This is a genomic window from Gallibacterium anatis DSM 16844 = F 149 (assembly GCF_000379785.1).
In the GTDB taxonomy this organism is placed as follows: Bacteria; Pseudomonadota; Gammaproteobacteria; order Enterobacterales; family Pasteurellaceae; genus Gallibacterium; species Gallibacterium anatis.
In genome coordinates this window covers 1-23,143 of the sequence record NZ_KB903678.1, presented here as the reverse complement: position 1 = coordinate 23,143, position 23,143 = coordinate 1, and the positions used below count along the sequence as shown (strand labels likewise).

Annotated in this window: 19 protein-coding genes and 1 other RNA gene; 17 read left to right on the top strand and 3 right to left on the bottom strand. The window is 38.8% G+C overall.

Going from position 1 to position 23,143, the window contains the following annotated elements; genetic code table 11:
* From modB to ffs, 9 genes are all read left to right on the top strand, one after another.
* Positions 1 to 717: a molybdate ABC transporter permease subunit gene (modB, locus tag A3EO_RS0102600; RefSeq protein ID WP_018345869.1), complete on the top strand. Its 717-nt coding sequence runs from the start codon at positions 1 to 3 to the stop codon at positions 715 to 717.
* The gene (modC, locus tag A3EO_RS0102595; RefSeq protein WP_018345868.1) at positions 710 to 1,765 is read left to right on the top strand and encodes a molybdenum ABC transporter ATP-binding protein; all 1,056 of its coding nucleotides are present in this window, start codon (positions 710 to 712) and stop codon (positions 1,763 to 1,765) included. Before modB ends, modC begins: the two co-directional genes overlap by 8 nt.
* A gap of 44 nt (positions 1,766 to 1,809) precedes the next feature.
* Positions 1,810 to 2,568 (top strand): molybdate ABC transporter substrate-binding protein, encoded by a 759-nt coding sequence (gene modA, locus A3EO_RS0102590; protein WP_018345867.1) that lies wholly within the window; start codon positions 1,810 to 1,812, stop codon positions 2,566 to 2,568.
* A gap of 207 nt (positions 2,569 to 2,775) precedes the next feature.
* Entirely contained in the window at positions 2,776 to 3,729 is a 954-nt protein-coding gene (locus tag A3EO_RS0102585; RefSeq protein WP_026210961.1) for an ABC transporter permease, read from the top strand.
* Positions 3,722 to 4,687 (top strand): iron chelate uptake ABC transporter family permease subunit, encoded by a 966-nt coding sequence (locus A3EO_RS0102580; RefSeq protein ID WP_018345866.1) that lies wholly within the window; start codon positions 3,722 to 3,724, stop codon positions 4,685 to 4,687. Before A3EO_RS0102585 ends, A3EO_RS0102580 begins: the two co-directional genes overlap by 8 nt.
* Positions 4,678 to 5,439 (top strand): iron ABC transporter ATP-binding protein, encoded by a 762-nt coding sequence (locus A3EO_RS0102575; RefSeq protein WP_018345865.1) that lies wholly within the window; start codon positions 4,678 to 4,680, stop codon positions 5,437 to 5,439. Before A3EO_RS0102580 ends, A3EO_RS0102575 begins: the two co-directional genes overlap by 10 nt.
* A gap of 30 nt (positions 5,440 to 5,469) precedes the next feature.
* Complete coding sequence (locus A3EO_RS0102570; protein ID WP_018345864.1) at positions 5,470 to 6,378, top strand: siderophore ABC transporter substrate-binding protein; 909 nt, start codon at positions 5,470 to 5,472, stop codon at positions 6,376 to 6,378.
* A gap of 114 nt (positions 6,379 to 6,492) precedes the next feature.
* A complete protein-coding gene (locus A3EO_RS0102565) occupies positions 6,493 to 8,415 on the top strand; it encodes an ABC transporter ATP-binding protein (protein ID WP_018345863.1) in 1,923 nt (640 codons plus the stop codon).
* A 129-nt stretch (positions 8,416 to 8,544) separates the two neighbouring features.
* Positions 8,545 to 8,640, top strand: an RNA gene (gene ffs, locus A3EO_RS13055) — signal recognition particle sRNA small type.
* Between the two features lie 32 nt (positions 8,641 to 8,672).
* Here the strand turns inward: ffs and A3EO_RS0102560 are convergent.
* The gene (locus tag A3EO_RS0102560; protein WP_018345862.1) at positions 8,673 to 11,330 is read right to left on the bottom strand and encodes a PqiB family protein; all 2,658 of its coding nucleotides are present in this window, start codon (positions 11,328 to 11,330) and stop codon (positions 8,673 to 8,675) included.
* Positions 11,314 to 12,546, bottom strand: a complete 1,233-nt coding sequence (locus A3EO_RS0102555) for a paraquat-inducible protein A (protein WP_013745073.1) — start codon at positions 12,544 to 12,546, stop codon at positions 11,314 to 11,316. The genes A3EO_RS0102560 and A3EO_RS0102555 overlap by 17 nt, the downstream gene beginning before the upstream one ends.
* Before the next feature lie 226 nt (positions 12,547 to 12,772).
* On the opposite strand from A3EO_RS0102555, the gene proQ reads away from it, so the two are divergent.
* The 8 genes from proQ (at position 12,773) to hslU (ending at position 22,680) form a co-directional block, all read left to right on the top strand.
* Positions 12,773 to 13,417: an RNA chaperone ProQ gene (gene proQ, locus A3EO_RS0102550; RefSeq protein ID WP_018345861.1), complete on the top strand. Its 645-nt coding sequence runs from the start codon at positions 12,773 to 12,775 to the stop codon at positions 13,415 to 13,417.
* 107 nt (positions 13,418 to 13,524) lie between these two features.
* Positions 13,525 to 15,534, top strand: a complete 2,010-nt coding sequence (gene prc, locus A3EO_RS0102545; RefSeq protein WP_018345860.1) for a carboxy terminal-processing peptidase — start codon at positions 13,525 to 13,527, stop codon at positions 15,532 to 15,534.
* A 159-nt stretch (positions 15,535 to 15,693) separates the two neighbouring features.
* Positions 15,694 to 17,103, top strand: a complete 1,410-nt coding sequence (locus tag A3EO_RS0102540) for a L,D-transpeptidase family protein (RefSeq protein WP_018345859.1) — start codon at positions 15,694 to 15,696, stop codon at positions 17,101 to 17,103.
* A gap of 203 nt (positions 17,104 to 17,306) precedes the next feature.
* The gene (locus A3EO_RS0102535) at positions 17,307 to 17,867 is read left to right on the top strand and encodes a YcbK family protein (protein WP_013745069.1); all 561 of its coding nucleotides are present in this window, start codon (positions 17,307 to 17,309) and stop codon (positions 17,865 to 17,867) included.
* A gap of 26 nt (positions 17,868 to 17,893) precedes the next feature.
* Complete coding sequence (locus A3EO_RS0102530; RefSeq protein WP_026210960.1) at positions 17,894 to 18,538, top strand: MBL fold metallo-hydrolase; 645 nt, start codon at positions 17,894 to 17,896, stop codon at positions 18,536 to 18,538.
* A gap of 104 nt (positions 18,539 to 18,642) precedes the next feature.
* Positions 18,643 to 20,586, top strand: a complete 1,944-nt coding sequence (locus tag A3EO_RS0102525) for an LTA synthase family protein (RefSeq protein WP_018345857.1) — start codon at positions 18,643 to 18,645, stop codon at positions 20,584 to 20,586.
* A gap of 219 nt (positions 20,587 to 20,805) precedes the next feature.
* On the top strand, positions 20,806 to 21,330 hold the full coding sequence (gene hslV / locus A3EO_RS0102520) for an ATP-dependent protease subunit HslV (protein ID WP_013745066.1): 525 nt from the start codon (positions 20,806 to 20,808) through the stop codon (positions 21,328 to 21,330).
* A 15-nt stretch (positions 21,331 to 21,345) separates the two neighbouring features.
* Positions 21,346 to 22,680, top strand: coding sequence for an HslU--HslV peptidase ATPase subunit (gene hslU / locus A3EO_RS0102515; RefSeq protein ID WP_013745065.1), 1,335 nt, complete (start codon positions 21,346 to 21,348; stop codon positions 22,678 to 22,680).
* 202 nt (positions 22,681 to 22,882) lie between these two features.
* Here the strand turns inward: hslU and A3EO_RS0102510 are convergent.
* On the bottom strand, positions 22,883 to 23,143 hold a 261-nt coding region (locus A3EO_RS0102510), incomplete at its 5' end, for an IS1595 family transposase (protein ID WP_018345856.1).

Below are 23,143 nucleotides of genomic sequence, written 5' to 3'. Positions count from 1 at the left end.
ATGGATTGGTTAAACTATTTTATGTTTACGCCACAACAAGTGAAAGCATTATGGCTAAGTTTGGAAGTGGCGCTGAATGCAATGCTATGGAGTTTGCCTTTTGCAATTTTTATTGCTTGGTTATTGGCACGAAAACAGTTTTGGGGTAAATCATTGCTTAATAGCTTGGTCTACTTGCCGTTAGTGTTGCCACCAGTGGTGATTGGTTATTTATTGTTGGTGGTAATGGGAAGAAAAGGCATCATTGGGCAATATCTGTTTAATTGGTTTGGTTTATCGTTCGCTTTTAGCTGGCGAGGTGCGGTGTTAGCTTCAGCGGTAGTGGCATTTCCATTAGTTGTCCGTTCAATTCGGCTCTCATTAGAGAATATTGATCCGCATTTAGAATTAACGGCAAGAACATTAGGAGCTTCACCAAAACGTGTATTTTTTACCATTACATTGCCATTGGCATTGCCGGGGGTATTGGCTGGAATGGTGTTAGGCTTTGCGCGCTCTTTGGGCGAATTTGGTGCAACGATTACCTTTGTTTCCAATATCGTTGGGCAAACGCAAACCATTCCATTAGCGATGTATGCCTTTATTCAAACACCGGGAGCAGAGGATCAAGCCTTTAAACTATGCTTACTTTCCATAATGTTATCCTTGAGTTCATTAGCATTATCAGAATGGTTGGCGCGTTATATGTACAAAAAATTAGGGCAACGTTATGCTTGAATTACGGATTAAAAAACAGTTTCCTGATATTCAGATAGAGGTTGATCTGCAGTTGCCGACACAGGGAATCACAATGTTGTTCGGGCGTTCCGGAGCCGGAAAATCTTCGGTGTTAAATATGATTGCGGGGTTGAGTCATATTGATCAGGGATATATTTGCTTGCAGAACAATAGGTTAGTTGATATTGCACAACAGATTAATTTGCCCATTGAACAACGTCATATCGGCTACGTTTTCCAGGAAGCGCGTCTATTCCCTCATTATCGCGTTAAAGGAAATTTAACCTACGGTATGAAATCTTTTTCAAAAGAAAAGTTTAATGCGATTGTAGAGTTATTAGGATTATCACAACTTTTAAATCGTTATCCGATAACCTTGTCAGGAGGTGAAAAACAGCGTGTTGCTATTGGTCGAGCCTTGCTTTCCGAACCAAAATTATTATTGATGGATGAGCCTTTATCCGCACTGGATATTCCGAGAAAACAGGAGTTAATGCGCTATTTGCAGCGATTAGTGCAAGAAATTGATATTCCAATTCTTTATGTTACGCATAGTTTGGATGAATTGAAAACATTGGCGGATCGTGTGGTGTTATTAGAAAACGGCAAAGTGGCGGCGTTTTCTGATATTGAAACTATTTGGAATAGTGGCGTATTAAGAGAGTGGCAACGAGAACAAGCAAAACAGTGGCTATTCCCGGCAACAGTGACAGCGAATAAAGAGAACCTTGTTTGTGTAGAATTAGCTCAACAACCGTTAGCGATTCCAACCATATCGAAAATTGATGTTGGTTGCTCGGTAAAATGTTTGATTAGCCAGCGTGATCTGGTTTTAAGCCCACAGCCGATAGCAAATAGCAGCATTCCATATTGTTTACAAGGAACGATTCAGACGATAAAAACCAATAGTGCCGGAAGTACGGTGATTGTTTGTCTGTCTGATGATATGGTGATTGATATTCCCGTTAAGCAACAACTTTCGTCAATATTCGTTGCGCAACAAATGGTTTATATCTATTTGTTAGATATACAGATTTTACTTAAGTAGCAATAGTTAGAAAATTTATTCATCACAAGAAAAGGAGAACGGTAATGTTTAGAAAGTTATTAATTACTTCATTATTTTCCATCGCTACAATGTATGCATATGCGGAACAGGTAACGGTTTTTGCTGCAGCATCAATGACCAATGCGTTGCAGGATATTGCTCAACAGTATAAACAAAACTCGCCGAAAGATGAGATTGTCTTCTCTTTTGCATCATCGTCAACATTAGCAAAACAGATTGAAGAGGGAGCGCCGGCAAATATTTTTATCTCTGCTAATACAAAATGGATGAATTATTTGAAAGAGAAAGGGTTGTTGCTAAAAGATTCAGACCGTGTATTGGTCGGTAATGATTTAGTGATGATCGCTAATCAAGAGAGCCATTTGCAGCAAATTGATATTGCAAAAGGAGATTGGATACAAGAGTTGCAGCATAGTTTTCTTTCTGTCGGTGATCCTGATCACGTCCCGGCAGGGCAATATATGAAAGCGGCGACAACAAAACTTGGTCTGTGGGATAAGATCGAATCTAAATTGGCTCGTGGCAAGGATGTACGAGCAGCACTTGCGTTGGTGGAAAGAGATGAAGCGCCTTTAGGTGTGGTGTATGGTACCGATGCAAAACAGAGTGACAAAGTGAAAGTGGTGGCTATTTTCCCAGCGGATAGCTATCCGAAAATTGAGTATCCGGCAGCGTTAATTCGAGGTAATGACAGCGAAGCAGCTAAAGCATTTTTTAGTTATTTGCAGACAGATTCTGCCGCAAAAGTGTTTGAGAAATATGGATTCAGTGTATATAACTAATTGATATTATAAATTTTTTCTTATAGAAACGCGTAATGTGGTGCGCTATAAATTAAAACAGTATAGTTTATTTTTTTGTGAAAACCCTGTTATTCCCAATAGATAACAGGGTTATTTTTTACTTGAAATTCATTTGCTATCGTGGCAATATTGCCGCTTATTAGAAAAATAAGAATTGTTCTCATTTATAAGAGTTGATATAAAATGATGATTCAACGACGATATCTGTTGTTATTATTGGCGGTATTATCAATTACTTCTTTATTAATCGGTGTGAGTTCCGTCTCTATTAGCGGTCTACTACAATTTGATGCCGAACAGTGGCAAATTTTATTGATCAGCCGTATTCCTCGTTTAGTGAGCATTTTGATTGCCGGTGCCGGTTTAAGTATTTGTGGCTTAATTATGCAACAACTTAGTCGTAATCGCTTTGTTTCGCCAACCACCGCCGGAACGATGGATTGTGCGCGATTAGGTGTGTTATTAGCTATTCTTTGCTTTCCTGATGCTTCAATGTTATTAAAATCGGCTATTGCAATTATTGCCGCATTTGCCGGCTCATTATTATTTATGACTTTATTGTCAAAACTAAAATTTACCGATGTTATTTTTGTGCCGCTAGTTGGCATTATGTTTGGCAATATTATTAGTTCTATGACCGCTTTTATCGCCTACCAACAAGATTTATTACAAAATTTATCTGCTTGGTTGCAAGGCGATTTTTCGCTCATTATGAGTGGACGCTATGAGATGCTTTATATCAGCATCCCAACATTATTATTTGCATATATTTATGCGCAACGTTTTTCTATTGTCGGGATGGGAGAAGAATTTGCCACCAACTTAGGATTAAATTATAAGCAGGTACTTTATTTAGGACTAGCCATTGTTTCGATTGTGTCCGCCATTGTTATTGTTACCGTAGGCGTTATTCCTTTTTTAGGATTAATTATCCCAAATATTGTCGCTTTATATTTAGGAGATAACTTACGCAATACTTTGTCGCATACAGCATTATTAGGTGCTATTTTTGTATTATTTTGCGATATTCTTGGACGCATTGTGATTTATCCTTATGAAATTTCGATTAATGCCGTAGTTGGCGTTTTTGGTAGTGCTATTTTCCTCTATTTATTATTTAAAAGGTATCGTAATGCGTAATATTTTCTCTTGCCGTTTAAAGATTATATTATTGATTGTAGTTGCGATTGTTGTAACAGTTTTTTATTTGTTATACCAATTACCAAATCGTTGGCAATATGCATTAATGCATCGGAGTTTATCTTTATTAGCTATTATTGTTACCGGCACGGCAATAGCATTATCGACAATGCTGTTTCAAGCGTTGGTTAATAATAGAATTTTAACGCCGAGTGTACTGGGGTTAGATTCATTATATTTATTTATACAGACGGCTATTATCTTTTTTTCAGGATCAGCGACATTATTTGCGATTGATTCTATTGGATTATTCTTCTTTTCAAGCGCAATAATGTTGCTATTTGCATTAGTCTTATATCAATTATTATTTAGACAAGAACAGCAAAATATGTTTTTCTTATTATTAGTAGGAATAGTATTTGGTACTTTATTCCAAAGTATGACTACTTTTATGGAAGTATTAATTGATCCGAATGAATTCCAAATTGCACAGGATATTGGCTTTGCTAGTTTTAACCGGATTAATACCAATATTTTATGGATTGCGACAATAATGATTGTAGCTATTTCTCTTTTCAGTATTCGTTATTTTAGCGTTTTGGATGTGTTATCTCTTGGACGTGATCAAGCTATAAATTTAGGTATCAATTACCAACGAATAACTAAACAGCTATTAATTATCGTAACATTATTAATTTCAGTAGCAACGGCGTTGGTTGGACCTATTACATTTTTAGGTTTATTGGTTATGAATATTACCTTTGAATTTATGCCGAAATATCAGCATAAATGGTTAATTCCTACTGCGATTTTAATAGCGATTATTACATTAGTATTAGGGCAGTTTATTGTGGCACAATTACTCACCTTTAAAACAACATTGAGTATTTTAGTTAATTTTATCGGTGGAGTTTATTTTATTTATTTATTACTTAGGACAAATAAACAATGGCAATAGAATTAAGAAATATTAGCAAACAGTTTGGGCAGCAAAAAGTAGTGGATAATGTGTCATTGGTTATTCCGGAAGGAAAAATAACGGCATTTATCGGTCCAAACGGCGCAGGGAAAAGTACGTTATTAGCGATTATTAGTCGGTTATTAATGGCGGATCAAGGTGAAGTGATTTTAAATGGAACTCCTTTGCAACAACAATCAAGTGAAAATATTGCACGTCAACTGGCGATTTTAAAACAGAGTAATCATATTCCATTGCGTTTAACCGTTGAAGAATTAGTTTCTTTTGGTCGTTTCCCATATAGTAAAGGAAGGTTAAATGAGGAAGATCATAATGCCATTGCACACGCTATTGATTATATGAATTTAAATGAATTGAAACATAAACAAATTCATTTATTAAGCGGTGGGCAACGGCAGCGTGCTTATATTGCAATGACATTGGCGCAAGATACAGATTATATTCTGTTGGATGAACCGCTCAATAATTTGGATATGAAACACTCTGTACAAATTATGCAAGTATTACGCCAATTAGTAGAAAAATTAGGGAAAACAGTCGTAATTGTTATTCACGATATTAATTTTGCTTCTTGTTATGCTGATAATATTATCGCAATGCAGCAAGGAAAACTGATTGCTGAAGGTACAGTAGATAATATTATGCAGACTGATGTTTTGGCAGATATTTATGATATGCATATTCCAATTCAACAAATTAATGGGCAGAGAATTGCCACCTATTTCCGTTAAATTTAAATCATCTATATTAAGGAGAAAATGATGAAAAAATCATTAAAATTTGCTATTGGCTTACTAGGCTTTTTTATTGGCACTTCTGCTTATGCAGCGGATATAACAGTCGATTCGGTAATAGGCAAGCAGACTATTCCACAAGATGCGAAACGCATTGTGGTGTTAGATTTTGGTGTGGCAGATACATTACGGGAATTAAATGCCGAAGATCGTATTGTCGGTATTCCTAAATCTTCAGCATTACCGGCTTATTTAGAGTCATTTAAAGCAGATAAATTTGAGAATGTGGGGTCTTTGCCTGAACCGGCATTTGAAAAAATTAATGAATTAAATCCGGATTTAATTATTGCTTCCGGTCGTCAACAAAAAATGTTGGATCGTTTTAAAGAAATTGCACCGGTATTCTATTATCAAAATGATTACAACAATTATTACCCATCATTAGTCAATAATTTGGAAATTCTAGGAAAAATTGTAAATAAAGAAGAAGTAGCAAAACAGAAAATTGCGGAATTAGATAAAAAAGTGGATGAGTTAAATAAATTCACTAAAGGTAAAAATGCTTTATTAATATTGGTGAACGAGAATCGTATTAGTGCTTATGGTGATACTTCTCGTTATAGCTTGGTATATCAAAAATTCGGGTTTACGCCGGCAGATAAAAATATTAAATCATCTACTCACGGAATGAGTGTCGGTTTTGAGTATATTGTTGAGAAAAATCCGGATTATTTATTAGTAGTGGATCGTACAGCGGCAATTACTGATAAAAAGGATAATGCAAAAATTGTACTGAATAATGATTTAATTAAGAAAACTAAAGCTTATCAACAAAATCATATTATTTATTTAGATGCAGCAAATTGGTATTTGGCATTTGGCGGTTTAAAAGCAACAGAAAATATGATTTCTGAATTGGAACAGGCAATACAATAAAGTTGATTATCAGCGAAAGCCACTGTGATTTGATATTGAATTGCAGTGGTTTTTTTATTTGCTTTTGTGGGCTACAATAAGCGCCCTCAAGTTGTATGATTTTATAGGCAAATTATGGCGATACTTACTCTTTCAAATGCATATCTTTCATTTAGTGATCATCCTTTATTAGATTATGCCAATATGGCGATTGAGGCTGGGGAGCGAGTCTGTCTGGTGGGGCGTAATGGCGCAGGAAAATCGACTTTATTAAAAATTCTTGCCGGGGAAGCAGGAATGGATGATGGGCAATTGATTATTGAGAAAGATCGTATTATTGCGCGTTTGGAACAAGATCCGCCACGTCATATTGAAGGTACCGTGTTCGATTATGTCGCCGAAGGCGTGCGAGAGCTAGCAGATTTATTGAAAGAATATCATCAATTATCGTTGAAAATTGCACAAGATTATCAAGAAAAAACGATGAACCGTTTGTCTGAAGTGCAGAGTCAGCTGGATCACTTTGATGGTTGGCGTTTTGAAACAAGAATTCAAGAAATTTTGGCGAAATTAGGGTTAAATCCGGATATCGCATTAGCAGAATTGTCCGGTGGATGGCAACGAAAAGCCGCTTTAGCGAAAGCATTGGTTTGTGAGCCGGATTTATTGTTATTGGATGAACCAACCAACCATTTAGATGTTGACACCATTACTTGGCTAGAAAATTTATTGTTGGAGTTTAAAGGTAGTATTGTTTTTATTTCGCACGATAGAGCCTTTATTCGCAGAATGGCTACGCGAATTATCGATTTGGATCGTGGCAAATTGGTTTCCTATCCGGGAAATTATGATCAATATTTGCAACAAAAAGAGGAAGATTTGCGCGTTGAGGCTCTGCAGAATGAGTTGTTCGATAAACGTTTGGCTCAAGAAGAGATTTGGATTCGTAAAGGCATTGAAGCCAGAAGAACGCGCAATGAAGGGCGAGTGAGAGCATTGAAAGCAATGCGCGAGGAGCGTCGTCAGCGTCGAGATGTAATCGGGAAAGCCAATATTCAGGTCGATAACGCGGTGCGTTCCGGAAAAATTGTGTTTGAGATTGAAAATTTAAGTTATCAGCTAGCGGATAGGGCGCTAATCAAGGATTTTTCTGCGACCATTTTGCGTGGTGATAAAATTGCGCTTATCGGTCCGAATGGATGTGGCAAAACAACATTGATTAAGCTGTTATTGGGGGAATTACAACCGACATCCGGACGAATTCATACAGGAACAAAATTGGAAGTGGCCTATTTTGATCAATATCGTTCAACCCTTGATCCTGAGAAAAGCGTGATGGACAACGTGGCGGACGGCAAGCAAGATGTGGAAGTTAATGGCGTGAAGCGTCACGTGCTTGGATATTTGCAGGATTTCCTTTTCCCACCTAAGCGCGCGATGATTCCGGTAAAAGCCTTATCGGGCGGTGAAAAAAATCGGCTATTGTTGGCAAAATTATTATTAAAACCGAATAATTTGTTGATTCTGGATGAGCCGACGAATGATTTGGATGTGGAAACACTAGAGTTATTGGAAGAGTTGCTATCGGAGTATCAATGTACAGTCATTATAGTGAGCCACGATCGACAATTTATTGATAACACGGCAACCGAATGTTTTATTTTTGAAGGTGATGGCATTTTGCATAAATATGTTGGCGGTTACCACGATGCGAAACAGCAACAGGCGAATGTGTTAGCACAGAAAGAACAGCAACAGCCAAAAAGAGAAGAACCGGTAAAAGAGAATAAAAAACAGGCGTTTCGTGACAGTAAAGTGCGAAAAGTGAAGCTCTCTTACAAAGAACAACAGGAATTGGCGAAAATGCCGGAATTGCTGGAGCAGTTGGAGCAACAGATTCAACAGTTGCAACAGGAAATTAATCAGCCGGATTTCTTTAGTCAGCCGAACGAAGTGACCAGCAGTAAATTACAGCAATTAGCCGAACAGGAACAGGCATTGGATGATGCTTTAAATCGTTGGGCGGAATTGGAGCAAATTGCTGAGGGTGGGCAATAACAAACGAAATTTAATGGCAACGTCGTGCAAATGCTAAAAGAATGAACAGTTTAGCTGGCGATAAACTTGCATTTGGCGACAACTTATCGCATAATGCGTCCCGTCTTTTCGACATATCAATGGAGTCCTTTTCGGTTCCTCGCAACAAACTCTAGCTCAGCGGGTCAGGTTCGGAAGAAAGCAGCCCAAGTTAGAACTTTGTGTGCCGAGATCAAGCTGGAAAGGGCTCCGCCATTTTGAGCCCTTTCCATCCATTATCAATTTTGTGGCGCACTGCCTTGATTCCAATTTTGGCTTTCAGCCGGTTTTTTGGTTTGCAATAGAAAATGTTGATAAGCTTTTGCTACTGGCTGCACGACTTTTCCGGAAGGCGTGGAGAAGCCGATACCGCCACGAAGTAACTGCTGTGCGGTACCGGTTTGAAAATCAACACCGCTCCAACCAATATCTAAGGAATAACCTGAAGCTAACCAAAATTCACTGTTTTGACGAACCAAATGGCGATATTGTTGCGCTAATTGAATATCGACAAAAACACGATCGGCCGTAGTATTCAACTTAATATTGCTGATTGCTCCCACTTCAACACCGCGGTATAACACCGGCGCACCAACCGAAAGCGAAGCGGCATTTTCGGTTTCCAACACTAACGGAAAACCGTTTTGGTATTTATTATTTTCGCCGGAAGCGCGGGACAACGTGAATTGAGTTTGTGTTTTACCCTGTCCAAAACTTACATTGATATAGGGTTTCAATAACGCATCTAAATTTTGCACACCGCTGGCAGAGATTTGCGGTGTTACCAAGGTAAAATGACTGCCGTTTTTACTGAGTGCATTGAAGTAATCACGTTGAATAGACGCTAATGCAACCACTCTTTGTTTGTGTTTGTCCAATGATATTTTTTGGATAGTGCCGACCTCTAAACCTAAATAACGTAACGGCATTCCGGTTGTAAGATTGTCGGCATTATCTGCAACAAGCGTGATTTCATATCCGGCAGAGAGTGCCGCAGTTTGAGTTGGATATAGGATGGTTTGCTCACCGCTTTGACCAATATTATCGAAGCTGATTGCTCCTTTCAGTATTCTGGAAAGCGGTGCTGCTTTAATATCGACCCCTTGTAGCGAAACATCAACCTGTACCGCATTTTCTGCCCAGAATCGACTTTGTTTGGTAAATAGATATTGGTATTGCTGATTAATGAAGACCGCAATATCAAACGATTGCTTATTCGGTTTGATCGATAAAATTTTACCGACAGGTAAGCGGCGATAAAGCACTAATGAACCTTCGCTGATGTCAGGCAATTCTGCTGTGGTCAGCACGATAGTCGGTTTGATATTATCCGAAGTAATGCCGGCAAGTGCGTTACTGTTATTGGCATACAACGGATATTGTTGCAAGGCTTTGCCGCCTGTTTTGTTGGAGCGTAATAAAACGTTAATGCCGCCCTGTAACCATTTTCGTGGCGATTCCACATTCATTTGTACGCCATCACTGCTTACATCCAATGAGAAATTGCTTGCGGCCACGAACAGTGTTTCTGCATTAATTAAATGGCGATAAGCTGCCAAAATCACCGCTTTAAAGGTGGTTTTGTCAATCTCAACCTGACGCGACACGATTTCACCGATTTTAATGCCGTTATAGCTGATCGGTTGCCCTTCTTCTATGCCATAAGTTTGTGGTGAAGTTAAACTAAGAATTAAAGCGCCCGGTTGCTGCAGTAATAATTCAGACTGTTTTATCACCTCAAAATGGCTGGTCGGTGTACCGTTGCCGTCAATAATTTCAAAATACTTACCTTGTAAAAATTGATTTAAATTAGACACTTCCGCCAATGAAGGGCGATCCATTAAGACAATTTTTGAACCGCTTTTGAGATTGGATTTGATGCTTGGGTCAACCAAGAGTTTGGCTTGAATTGTTGGGGTACTGTTGATAACCGCCTCATCTTCACCATAATTGATTTCACTTAATACACCAACTTGCAGATCGTGAAAATAGACCGGCGTGTCGTTCTCTTTTAAACCGGAAATATCATTAGGTAGCGTGATATCAACGTTCAGCCCACGTTTTGCCGCTTTGATGGAAGCGTAGAGCGGAAAGGTGGTTTCGCCTTGCACTTCATTGCTGTCATCCGGCGAATCAAAGGCAATTGCACCTTGTAAAATCGCCTGCACGCTATCCATACTAACGGAAATACCGTTCCAATTGGCATCGGCTTTAATTCCGCTGATATTCCAGAAACGGCTCTCTTTTTTCACAAATTTTGCATACTGTTTATAAATAATGATGTCGATAGCGACTTTTTTATCATCAGTAAAGCTATAGTTGTTCACTTTGCCAACCGGCACTTTACGGAAAAAAATGCTTGAGCCTAATTCGATGGAGCCGAGATCATCTGCAATTAAATGGATCAATAAATCACCTTCACTCAATTCGGCAATCGGACCGCGATCTTCAGCCACAAAAGTATCCGCTTCTTCGCCTTTGCCCGGAGAAAGTGTGATGTAGTTTCCTGATACGAGCGCATCTAAACCGGAAACGCCGGCTAACGAGGCGCTGGGTTGAACAATCCAGAATTTAGTATCTTCACGTAATACCGACACGGCTTCTGGGTAGATATTGGCTTCAACTTTGACCGATTTCATATCTTGGGTGAAGTTTACTTTTTTGACTAAACCAATTTGTAAGCCTTGATAACGAATCGGTGTTTTTTCCGCAATTAAGCCTGAGCCGTCAGAAAAAAAGATGGTTATCTTTTCACCTTGCTCCTGATGAATTTGATAAAACAACACGATGCCGACACAAAATGCGATAAAAGGCAACAACCAAAATGGTGAAATCCGCTTAATGGCGGAAATCTTGGCTGACATTGAGGTAGGAATGTTATTATTTGTTTGCTTCATAATTTTTCCAAAGTAAACGCGTATCAAAAACTTCTGCTGAAATCATTGTCAAAAAAACAGCAAGACCAAAATAAATGGCGGCAGGGCCGACCGAAAAGCTGATAATTTGTCCTCTCGTGACCAATGACATCATTAACGATAGCACAAACAGATCCAACATAGACCAACGTCCGACAAAATGAACGATTTCAAACAGTTTCATCTGAAAGTGAATATTTTTGCTATAGCCGAAATGAATGCAACATAAAAGGTACAACATAATCAACACCTTAGAAATCGGCACAAAAATACTGGCGATAAATACGATAGCGGCGATGCTGTAATTGCCCATTTCAATAAAGGTAATCACGCCGGAAATCAGCGTATCTGCACTCGGCGCACCATTCACATAAACAACGGAAATCGGTAATAAATTGGCGGGTAACAGCATTATTGCGCCGGCAATTAACGTGCTCCAAGTACGTTGTAATACTAAATTTTTATCTAATGCAGTGTTAGCGTGACAGCGTGGGCAAATATGATCGGGAGCAGCTTGTTCAGGAAAGCTTAAACCACAGGTTTTACAGTAGCAAAGATGTTGATTTTGTTGGAATTGTGGCGGATAAAAGAGATCCCAAAATTGTTTCGGTGATGTTTTAGTAAACAGCAAGATGGTTAAAAATGTGACTAAAACAAAAGGAATAAGATAAAGCGTAAACGAAATATCGGCGTATTCACGCACTTTAAATGCTGCCACCGCAAGCGAAATTAAATAAACATCAAGCATTACCCAAGAACGGATATAGTTGAGTGACATCAACAACATTCTTGCGCGTAGGTGAAAAAGACGGCAAAGTTGCAACAGTAAAATCAAAACAATATAGGAAACCGGCATGACAATTGCACAAAATAGCACTAAAAATGCAGAATAAGGATAGCCTTCAGTCGCCATTTTCCAAACACCGCTCCAAATTGAGGTGTAAACCGGTACACCTAGCAGTTGAATATTCAACAGTGGAAAGGTGAAAGCGAACGGCATCAAAATTAAAATGGAAAGTGCCAAAATGGAACAACGCTTTAAACTCCATAGACCACCGACTCTGACAACGTGATGACAATGTGGGCAGCTTGCTTTTTGATTTGCGTTTAGCGCCGGTAAAGAGATGGCGTGGTCGCAAATATCGCAACAAATTGCCTGTTCTGTTGCGGAGAGTGGAGAAAAACGTCTAACTTGCATTAAATTTTTGAATAAATAAGATGATTAGTTTAAATAAGCCAATAAAAGTTGTTGAACAAGTATATAAATAAAGGGAAAATATACAAGTAAATAATCTTATCGATTTGAATTTCCAAGGCGTCAATCTTTAAACTAAAAATGCAGATTTTTATGATAAAGATTGACACAATGAATCATAATTAATGTCTATAACAGGGCAATTTAACCAAGTATTACGAGTAGGACTATGTCGTTAGAAACAGAAAACCAAACAGCGAATCAGCAACCAGCAGCAAATGTTGCACCTTCAAAAAATAAATTCCAAGAAAATAACCAAACGATCGCTTATTTAGCAGAAAAATTTCCGCGCTGTTTTTCAACACAGGGCGAAGCAAAACCGTTAAAAATCGGTATTTTTCAAGATATTATTGCTAGATTAAAAGATGATAATACCGTTTCCAACACACAAATTCGTCGTGCATTGCGTCAATATACTGCCGGATGGCGTTATTTATACGGTTATAAAGCCGGGGCAAAACGTGTTGATCTTGACGGCAACGAATGTGGTGAAGTGGAGCAACAACATATTGAACACGCAGAACAACGTTTGCGTGAAAGCAAAGCAAAAAATGCAAGCCATCGTCCACAACAGAAAGAAAATCGAGCAGCACGTAAACCGAATAACAAACCACGCAGAAATGTTGTTAGACGCAAACCGAATTTAGTGCCGGCGGATTTGGCTTCTTTGCAAGAATCACAACAAGTCAAGATTAAAGTCGGTGAAAAAACACAGGTTGCAACCGTAATTGCGGTAGGCAAAGATAATGTTCGTGTCGAATTGGCACAAGGATTAGTCTTAACCGTTACTGAAGATCGTGTATTCCAATTGTGATAGACGAAAGGTTAAGAAATAACAAAGCAGGTGATCGCCTGCTTTCTGTTTCTAACGCAAGTTCAAATTGATTGATGGGTTTATAAGAATTAAGAGGATTGAACGTAATGAAGTTCAAGAAATTGGCACTAAGTATCGTTATCGGTACGTTATTTGTGAATGTGCCGGCGTGGGCGGCAAAACCGGATATCAGCGCAGATAAAATTGTTGTCCCGGCACCATCCGATTCAAATTCATTGGAAGCAAAACGTGTAACATCAAGATTGATTCAATCACATTACAAGAAGTTTTCTTTAGATGATGCATTATCGGAAAAGATTTTTAATCGTTATATCGACTTTTTGGATTACAGCCATAACACATTTTTGCAATCCGATGTTGATGAGTTGCGGGCAAAATATGCAAAACATTTTGATGATGATTTGAATGCAGGCGATTTAACCGCGGCTTTTGCGATGTATGATTTGTTGCAACAACGCCGTTATCAACGCTATAGCTATGCACTTTCGTTGTTGGATAAAGAACCGAATTTAAAAGAAAACGATCAGATTGAAATTGATCGTAGTAAAGCGCCTTTCCCGAAAACAGAAGAAGAGGCGGATAAATTATGGAAAGAGCGTGTTAAAAACGATGTCATTTCTATGCGTTTGCAAGGGAAATCTTGGTCACAAATTAAGAAAAAATTGACAAAACGTTATAATTTGGCGATTAAACGCTTAACACAGACCAAGGCGGATGATATTACGCAACTGTTTTTAAACTCTTTTGCTCGTGAATTGGATCCTCACACCAGTTATCTTTCACCGCGCAATGCGAAAAGTTTCCACGAAGATATGAATCTCTCATTAGAGGGAATCGGAGCGACATTGCAATCGGAAGATGATGAAACCATTATTAAATCACTGGTACCGGGTGCGCCGGCGGATAGAAGTAAAAAAATTAAAGCGGGTGACAAAATCATTGGTGTCGGACAAGGCAAGAAAGGTGAAATCGAAGATGTGGTCGGTTGGCGTCTTGATGATGTTGTTGAGAAAATTAAAGGTAAAAAAGGCACAACTGTTCGCTTGGAATTGGAATCGGCAAAAACCGGCAAAACGCGTATTGTCACTTTAGTGCGTGATAAGGTGCGTATTGAAGATCGTGCAGCCAAATTAAAAATGGAAAAAGTGGATAATCACAATATTGCTGTGATTACTATTCCAAGTTTTTATAATGGCTTAACGGTTGATGTCACTAAATTATTGGCAGAGATGAAACAGAAAAATGCAGAAGCATTAGTGATTGATCTTCGTAATAATGGTGGCGGCTCTTTGCCGGAAGTGGTCAGCTTAAGCGGTTTGTTTATTAGTGACGGTCCGGTGGTTCAGGTGCGTGATGCTTTCAACCGTATCCGTGTGCACGATGATGTTGATCCGCAACAGCTTTATAACGGACCAATGATTGTGATTGTTGACCGTTTCAGCGCATCGGCATCAGAAATTTTTTCAGCGGCAATGCAGGATTACGGGCGTGCGATCATTGTCGGTCAAGACACTTTCGGTAAAGGTACTGTGCAACAAAGTAGACCGTTAAACTTTATTTATGACACTGATCCGACACCTTTAGGCGCAATTCAATACACTATTCAGAAGTTCTATCGTATTAATGGTGGAAGCACTCAATTAAAAGGGGTTACTCCAGATATTAAGATTGCCGAGCTTATTGATGAATCTGAATATGGTGAAAGTAAAGAGGATAATGCATTGGCGTGGGATAAAATTCCTGAAGCACAATATACTCGTGTTGCAGATTTGTCTGATTTAATTAAGAAATTGTCAGAAAATCATAAAGCCAGAGTGGCAAACGATCCTGAATTTATTGTGTTAAATCAAGATATTGAAACCAGAGATCAGCGCAATCAACGCAAATTCCTTTCTTTAAATTTAGCGGATAGAAAAGCTGAGAACGATAAAGACGATGCTAAACGTTTAAAAGATTTAAATGCCAGATTTAAACGTGAAGGTAAGAAGCCATTGAGAAAATTGGATGATTTACCGAAAGATTATGAAGCACCGGATTTTGTATTAAAAGAAGTTGAACATATGGCATCGGATATGTTGCCACAAAAACAAAATTAATTTACATCTTTTGTAATTTTTTGTTATAGAATAAAGTAGGTGGAGGGATTATCTCTCCACCTCTTTTTTAAGAGCGTTCGATAGATTTAAATTTTTATAGCTGGTTATACGCTATCATTCAAATATTTCAATACTTAAGGATTAATCAGGAGGTTAATTATGTTGCTTAAAAAACACGTTTTAACCACAATGTTTCTCTCATCATTGATGATTAGCTCGGCGTTTGCGGAAGAGAACGGGACGGCGAATGAGAATAATCAGGAAGAGAGTACGGTTGCAGTGGTAACTGAAGATCAAACACAGGCACAGCTTTTGAAGTTGAAAGAGGTGATGAAGGATGTTCAGTTGGTATTTCCGGAAAAGCTGGCTGAAATTTATGCGGCTAGAGATTTTTCTCCTATTTGGCAAGATGAAAATGCGAAAAACCAATTTTTGCAAGATTATGCGTTATTAGGTTTGACCAATGTTTCCAATGATGTAAAAGCACAATTGGAAAGACTTTCACACGTAGAGAAAAATAGTTTGGCTGCTGATATTTTAGTGACTGATAGTTGGTTAAATTATTTAAATTATGTTTCCAATGTGCGTTCAAATGCACAAAATTGGCTTTATGACAGTTATCGTTATCGCGCACAGTTGCCAAGTGATGAGGTAATTAATGCGTGGTTGGATGCGGTATCACAGCAACAGTTGGCAGCCTTTGTCGCTAAATTTGATCAAGTTAATCATCGTTATGCACAAACCAAAAAAGCGATTTTGTCCGAATTAACAAAATCAACAGCGGATAGCAACGTATTAGCGAAATTGGCTATTAATTTACAGCGTTTGCGTTTTATTCCGGATTTTGAAACCGGAATTTTTGTGAATATTCCAACTTTTCAATTACATTATTATCGTAACGGTGAGGAAATTTTAAGTTCACGTGTTATTGTTGGTAAAAAAGCGAGAAAAACGCCGGTAATGATGAGTAAACTGAGCAATATTGTGGTCAATCCGCCGTGGAATGCGCCGGTGCGCTTAATTAATGAAGATTTAATTCCGAAGGTTCGCAAAGATCCGAGTTATATTTATCGTAACGGTTATACCATCATTGACAGCAAAGGTAATACTATCGACCCTTACACTATCGATTGGGAAAATATGACGGCAAAACGCTTCCCATATCGTTTGCGTCAGGCGCCGGGCGGTGATAGTGCATTAGGTAATTTTAAATTTAATATGCCGAGTAAAGATGCCATCTATCTGCACGACACACCTAATCATCGTCTGTTTAATAATAAAAACCGCGCGATCAGTTCCGGATGTATTCGTGTCAATAAATCGGATGAATTAGCGACTTTATTGTTAACGGAAGCAGGCTGGAGTGTTGATAAAAAAGCACAAGTGCTAAAAAGCCGTAAAACGACTTCGGTACCGATTCAGTCTACTAATCCGGTCTATCTTTACTATGTAACAGCGTGGGCGGATGCTCAAGGTAAGGTTCATACTGTTGCTGATATTTATGGCTATGATCAAAAATTATCGTTAAGCGAAGAAAATAAATCGTTATTGCAACAATATTTGCTTTGATCATCAGTAAAAATCAGTATAATCCAAAAGGCTATTCTTTATGCAATAGCCTTTTTTAATCTCTTATTTATAGACTCACTATTTACTATAGAACTATAGAAAAGTTACCACGAAGTCACTTATTTTGAGTCGAAGATGTATAAAATCATTTTTGTACATTGAAAATAGGAAACCGGTTTTTTAGTTAGCGATAGGAAAGGGAAATGGGAAATATTGATCAATCACGCCGTAAATGGTTGTCGTTAGGCGGAATTATCCTAGGAAGCTCATTTGTAGCCAACTCCGCTTTGGCAGCATTATCCACAGCAGCACCTAAAATCCTACACTTTAAAAATATCAATACAGGTGAAAAATTAAGTTCACCTTTTTCACCGAATAAAGGATTGGCAAAATCCGAATTACAAAAATTAAATTATTTAATGCGGGATAGACGCAGTAATTTGGTTCACAATATGGATCCAAAATTATTTATGAAGTTTTACCAAATTCAGTCGCGTTTAGGCTTACGTTCTTGTGAAATTTCAGTGATTTGCGGTTATCGTGCGCCGGCAACTAATGCGGCAATGCATCGTCGCAGTAAAGGCGTGGCGAGCAACAGTTATCATATGCGTGGGCAGGCGATAGATTTTCGTATTGATAATGTAGCGTTAAATAGAGTGCGTGAAGTGGCACAGTCGTTAAAAAACGGCGGTGTTGGTTATTATCCGCGCAGTAATTTTGTACACGTTGATACCGGTCCGGTCAGAACGTGGCGCGGTAGTTGATAATGTTTAGAAGTTAAAAAATGAGTATGAATGTTCAAATTATTCCGGTGACGGCATTTCAGCAAAACTGTTCAGTAGTTTGGGATGATGAGAAGAATGCGTCGATTATTGATCCGGGTGGAGATGCAGAAAAAATTCTTCAATTTCTAGAAGATAACAAATTAATTGCAAAGTTTATTTTATTAACGCACGGTCATTTGGATCACGTTGGTGCCGCAGCAAAATTAAAACGTGACTTAAATATTGATATTTTAGGTCCGGAGAAATCTGATGAATATTGGTTACAAGCACTGCCGGAGCAAGCTTCTCAATTCGGTTTGCCTTATTGTGCGCCACTGTTGCCGGATCGTTGGTTAAATGAGGGCGAAGTTATCACGATTGGTAAGTTAACATTTGACGTTCTGCATTTGCCAGGGCATACACCTGGGCATATCGGGTTCATTAATAAGGCTGAAAATATTGCTTTTACCGGTGATGTTCTGTTCAGACAGAGTATTGGGCGAACTGATTTCCAAGGCGGCAGTTTCTCGGAATTAATCGATAGTATCAAAAATAAATTGTGGCCATTAGATAATAATATGCAAGTTGTTGCCGGGCACGGACCATTAACAACGATAGGTTATGAAAAACAATATAATCCTTATCTGACAACACAAATAATAGACGAATAAATTGAACTCTTTATTTGAAATCACCTCTAATAACCGTTTGGTATTAGAGGTTTATTTTGTAATATTCCTTTAAAGAAATAATTTTAATAAATAAAAAGAGACTTATGTCTGAGGGTGGTATGTTTAGAAAATTTTCTCTTTATCCGGTGATCTACTTTTTCTTGCTGAATTTAGTAATTTTATCCTTGAGCCGAATCGGATTAGCATTGTGGCAGCAAGAACGTGTTGATGCGGTAAATGGTTGGTTTCCATTATTAATTCAGGGCATCCGGATGGATGTGGTGTCACTGTGTTGGTTATTTGGTCTGTTTGCACTGTTCTCCACGTTATTATTGGATAACAGCTCGATCGGCAGAGTAATGCGAGTTATTTTACGCATTGGATTGACAGCCGGATCGGTATTCATTCTTTTTATGGAGTTGGCAACACCGGAATTTATCCGTACTTATGATTTTCGTCCGAACCGTCTTTTTGTTGAGTACTTAGTGAATCCGAAAGAGGTGTTCACGATGTTGGCAAAAGGGCATCTGGCGACAATGATTATTTCGTTGATCGTAACGCTATTGGCGATTTGGGCATATTGGAAATTATCCGGTTATGTGACCCGTTATGCGACAGCGGGAAAATGGAAATACCGTCCATTGGTGGCATTGTTGACCGCCGCATTTGTCTTTATCGGTGCGCGTTCTACTTTTGCACATCGCGGTATTAATCCTTCGATGGTGGCATTTTCATCCGACCCTTTGGTCAACTCGTTAGTACTCAATTCTGGTTATTCCGTACTGTTTGCTATGCAACAGATGGGGGATGAGGAAAATGCAGCAGCTGTTTATGGACGTTTACCGCCGGAAGAGATGTTATCAACACTGAAAGCATTGCATCCACGCCCGGCAAGCGATTATATTGACGGTGATATTCCGCTCTTAAGCCAAAATAAAGCGAGCTATCAAGGTAAGCCAAAAAATTTAGTGATTATTTTGGAAGAGAGTTTAGGTGCGCAATTTATCGGTGCATTAAATGGTAAACCGCTATCACCAAATTTGGATCAATTAAGCAAAGAGGGTTGGTGGTTTGAGAATTTATATGCGACCGGTACGCGTTCAGTACGAGGCATTGAGGCAGTGATCACCGGCTTTACGCCGACACCGGCGCGCTCGGTAGTTAAATTACCGAATAGTCAAACTAATTTCTTTACCATCGCTGATTTGTTGAAACGTCACGGTTATCACACTTCCTTTATTTATGGTGGTGAAAAACATTTTGATAATATGGCAAGTTTCTTCTATGGCAATGGTTTTGAGGAGATTGTTGATGAAAATGACTATCCTCATCCAATGTTTAAAGGTACTTGGGGTGTTTCCGATGAAGATCTGTTTATTCGTGCCGATCAGGAGTTTGAGAAATTATCGCAACAAGGCAAGCCGTTTTTCAGTTTAGTGTTCAGCTCAAGCAACCACGATCCGTTTGAATTTCCGGATAATAAAATTTCGCTTTATGAACAGCCGAAAGCGACACGAAACAATGCAGCAAAATATGCTGATTTTGCATTAGGTGAGTTTTTCAAACGTGCTAAACAATCAAAATATTGGAAAGATACAATCTTTTTGGTGATAGCTGATCACGATTCGCGAGTGTCGGGTGCGGTGCTTGTGCCGATTGCTCATTTCCATATTCCGGCATTGATTATTGGTGATGGTGTTGCCGCTAAAGCGGATAATCGTTTAGTCAGCCAAATAGATATGCCGCCAACATTGTTATCATTAATCGGCATAGATGCACAATATCCAATGTTGGGATTTGATTTGACTAAATATAGCCCGAACAGGGCATTAATGCAGTTTGATAAATCAATGGCATTAATGAATGACAAACATCAAGTGGTGATTTTGGAAGCAAATAAACAACCGCAAGGGTTTGTTTATGATACCACGCAAAAAAGCTTAAACCCGGCTGAGGTTTCAGATCAGATGAAAAAAGAAGCGTTAACCTATGCCTTATGGGGAAGTTATTTGTATAAAAACAGATTGTATCATTTGCCAAGTAAATAACTTATTGAAACTGAAATGGAAAAATGGTGTTTGCATAATCTATGATTTATGCAGACACCATTGTTTTATCCTTATAAGACATTTTTGATTTTTTCTCTTTTTATTCTGTACTTAGGATAAAAATTTATCACTTTCGATGATACCTGCCTTGAAACTTCCTATCCAGCACCCATATAGGGAAACATTGTTTTTAAATAGACTAAAAAAGGAAACGAAAAAATGACTACAATCGTAAGTGTTCGCCGTAATGGGCACGTAGTAGTTGGCGGAGATGGACAGGTTTCGCTAGGGAATACCGTAATGAAAGGCAATGCTCGTAAAGTGCGCCGTTTATATGGTGATAAAGTGCTTGCCGGGTTTGCAGGTGGTACAGCCGATGCGTTTACATTGTTTGAATTGTTTGAGCGTAAATTAGAAATGCATCAAGGGCATTTGTTAAAGAGTGCCGTTGAGCTGGCAAAAGAGTGGCGTACGGATCGGGCATTGCGTAAGTTGGAGGCAATGTTGATTGTTGCCGATGCCAAAGAGTCATTGATTATTACCGGTCTAGGGGACGTGGTGCAACCGGAGGAAGATCAAATTCTGGCGATTGGTTCCGGTGGCAACTATGCAATGGCAGCTGCAAGAGCATTGGTTGCAAATACCGATTTATCGGCGAGAGAAATTGTTGAGAAATCATTAAAAATTGCCGGTGATATTTGTGTTTTCACTAACACGAATTTTACTATTGAGGAATTACCGTAAACAAAGGATAAAAAAATGTCTGAGATGACTCCAAGAGAAATAGTTTCTGAATTAGATAAACATATTATTGGCCAAGCGGATGCAAAACGAGCAGTGGCGATTGCGTTGCGTAATCGTTGGCGTCGTATGCAGCTGCAAGAGCCGTTGCGTCACGAAGTAACCCCGAAAAATATTTTGATGATTGGACCGACAGGGGTTGGTAAAACCGAAATTGCTCGCCGTTTGGCAAAATTGGCAAATGCACCTTTTATTAAAGTTGAAGCGACAAAATTTACCGAAGTAGGTTACGTTGGTAAAGAGGTGGATTCCATTATCCGTGATTTGACTGATGTCGCAATGAAATTAGTACGTCAGACTGAGATTAATAAAAATCGCTATCGTGCAGAAGAGGCGGCGGAAGAGCGAATTCTGGATGTTTTGTTGCCTCCGGCGAAGGATCAGTGGGGCAATGTTGAGAGCAATGATTCGCACAGCAATACTCGCCAGATTTTCCGTAAAAAATTGCGTGAAGGTCAGTTGGATGATAAGGAAATCGAAATTGATGTTGCTGCCGGCGGCACAGTTGGTGTTGAAATTATGGCACCACCGGGAATGGAAGAGATGACCAACCAGTTGCAATCAATGTTCCAAAGTTTATCCAGCGGTCAAACGCAAAAACGCAAAATGAAGATTAAAGATGCGTTAAAAGTGTTGATCGAAGATGAAGCGGCTAAATTAATCAATCCGGAAGAGCTGAAATTAAAAGCGATTGAAGCGGTTGAACAACACGGTATCGTTTTTATTGATGAAATCGATAAAATTTGTAAACGCGGTGAAACCAGTGGCCCGGATGTTTCGCGTGAAGGTGTTCAGCGTGATTTATTGCCGTTGGTGGAAGGTTCAACTATTAATACTAAACACGGAATGGTGAAAACTGATCATATTTTGTTTATCGCATCCGGCGCGTTTCAGGTTTCCAGACCTTCGGATTTAATTCCTGAATTACAAGGGCGCTTACCGATTCGTGTTGAGCTCGGTGCATTAAGTGCGAAGGACTTTGAGCGTATTTTAACTGAACCAAATGCATCATTAACGGAGCAATATAAAGCGTTGATGCAGACTGAAGGGGTAACGATTGAGTTTACTCAAGATGCAATCGCCACAATTGCCGAAGCAGCATTTCGTGTTAATGAGAAAACCGAAAATATCGGCGCAAGACGTTTACACACGGTGTTGGAACGCTTGATGGATAAAATTTCTTTTGAAGCATCTGATATGAGTGGTGAAAAAGTGACTATTGATGAAGCTTATGTGAAATCCGCTCTCGGTGATGTCGTTGAAAATGAAGATTTAAGTCGTTTCATTTTATAATATTACTTTATGATATAAAGGCTAAGTAGTTGATACTTAGCTTTTTTTATTCATTGTTATCATAGGTAAAAAGCAAAGGAACACATAAGTTTCCGAACGCCGCCAATTCTTTTTTAAGGTGAGAGGCTCAATTTCTAGGGATTTTTTCACTTTCCATTTTTCAGCCACTGATAAAAAGCTATGGGGCTGAAGTAGATTAGCGTTAAATCTGACACCATTTCCGCAGGATTTTGAGCTGTTGAGATGGTGTCCCATAGTTGAAACGAAACTCACATTCTTTCAAAAAAAGAGGGAAAGATTTTCGATCAATTCCATTATACTTTCTTAGCACACGCTTTGCTTGATTCCAAAAATTCTCTATCCCATTAATGTGATTTCGCCGCTCAGCAAAATGAGTACTGTGGTTAATTCTATAGTGCGTAAACTCACTAACATCTAGCACATCATAGCTATGATAACAATC

Bases quoted from the DNA above. Each gene is read 5' to 3' on its own strand.
- prc (WP_018345860.1), top strand. From the start codon at position 13,525: ATGAAGTTCAAGAAATTGGCACTAAGTATCGTTATCGGTACGTTATTT.
- A3EO_RS0102540 (WP_018345859.1), top strand. From the start codon at position 15,694: ATGTTGCTTAAAAAACACGTTTTAACCACAATGTTTCTCTCATCATTG.
- A3EO_RS0102555 (WP_013745073.1), bottom strand. From the start codon at position 12,546: ATGCAAGTTAGACGTTTTTCTCCACTCTCCGCAACAGAACAGGCAATT.
- A3EO_RS0102565 (WP_018345863.1), top strand. From the start codon at position 6,493: ATGGCGATACTTACTCTTTCAAATGCATATCTTTCATTTAGTGATCAT.
- A3EO_RS0102570 (WP_018345864.1), top strand. From the start codon at position 5,470: ATGAAAAAATCATTAAAATTTGCTATTGGCTTACTAGGCTTTTTTATT.
- A3EO_RS0102535 (WP_013745069.1), top strand. From the start codon at position 17,307: ATGGGAAATATTGATCAATCACGCCGTAAATGGTTGTCGTTAGGCGGA.
- A3EO_RS0102575 (WP_018345865.1), top strand. From the start codon at position 4,678: ATGGCAATAGAATTAAGAAATATTAGCAAACAGTTTGGGCAGCAAAAA.
- A3EO_RS0102525 (WP_018345857.1), top strand. From the start codon at position 18,643: ATGTCTGAGGGTGGTATGTTTAGAAAATTTTCTCTTTATCCGGTGATC.
- modA (WP_018345867.1), top strand. From the start codon at position 1,810: ATGTTTAGAAAGTTATTAATTACTTCATTATTTTCCATCGCTACAATG.
- hslU (WP_013745065.1), top strand. From the start codon at position 21,346: ATGTCTGAGATGACTCCAAGAGAAATAGTTTCTGAATTAGATAAACAT.
- A3EO_RS0102530 (WP_026210960.1), top strand. From the start codon at position 17,894: ATGAATGTTCAAATTATTCCGGTGACGGCATTTCAGCAAAACTGTTCA.
- proQ (WP_018345861.1), top strand. From the start codon at position 12,773: ATGTCGTTAGAAACAGAAAACCAAACAGCGAATCAGCAACCAGCAGCA.
- A3EO_RS0102580 (WP_018345866.1), top strand. From the start codon at position 3,722: ATGCGTAATATTTTCTCTTGCCGTTTAAAGATTATATTATTGATTGTA.
- A3EO_RS0102560 (WP_018345862.1), bottom strand. From the start codon at position 11,330: ATGAAGCAAACAAATAATAACATTCCTACCTCAATGTCAGCCAAGATT.
- A3EO_RS0102585 (WP_026210961.1), top strand. From the start codon at position 2,776: ATGATTCAACGACGATATCTGTTGTTATTATTGGCGGTATTATCAATT.
- hslV (WP_013745066.1), top strand. From the start codon at position 20,806: ATGACTACAATCGTAAGTGTTCGCCGTAATGGGCACGTAGTAGTTGGC.
- modC (WP_018345868.1), top strand. From the start codon at position 710: ATGCTTGAATTACGGATTAAAAAACAGTTTCCTGATATTCAGATAGAG.
- modB (WP_018345869.1), top strand. From the start codon at position 1: ATGGATTGGTTAAACTATTTTATGTTTACGCCACAACAAGTGAAAGCA.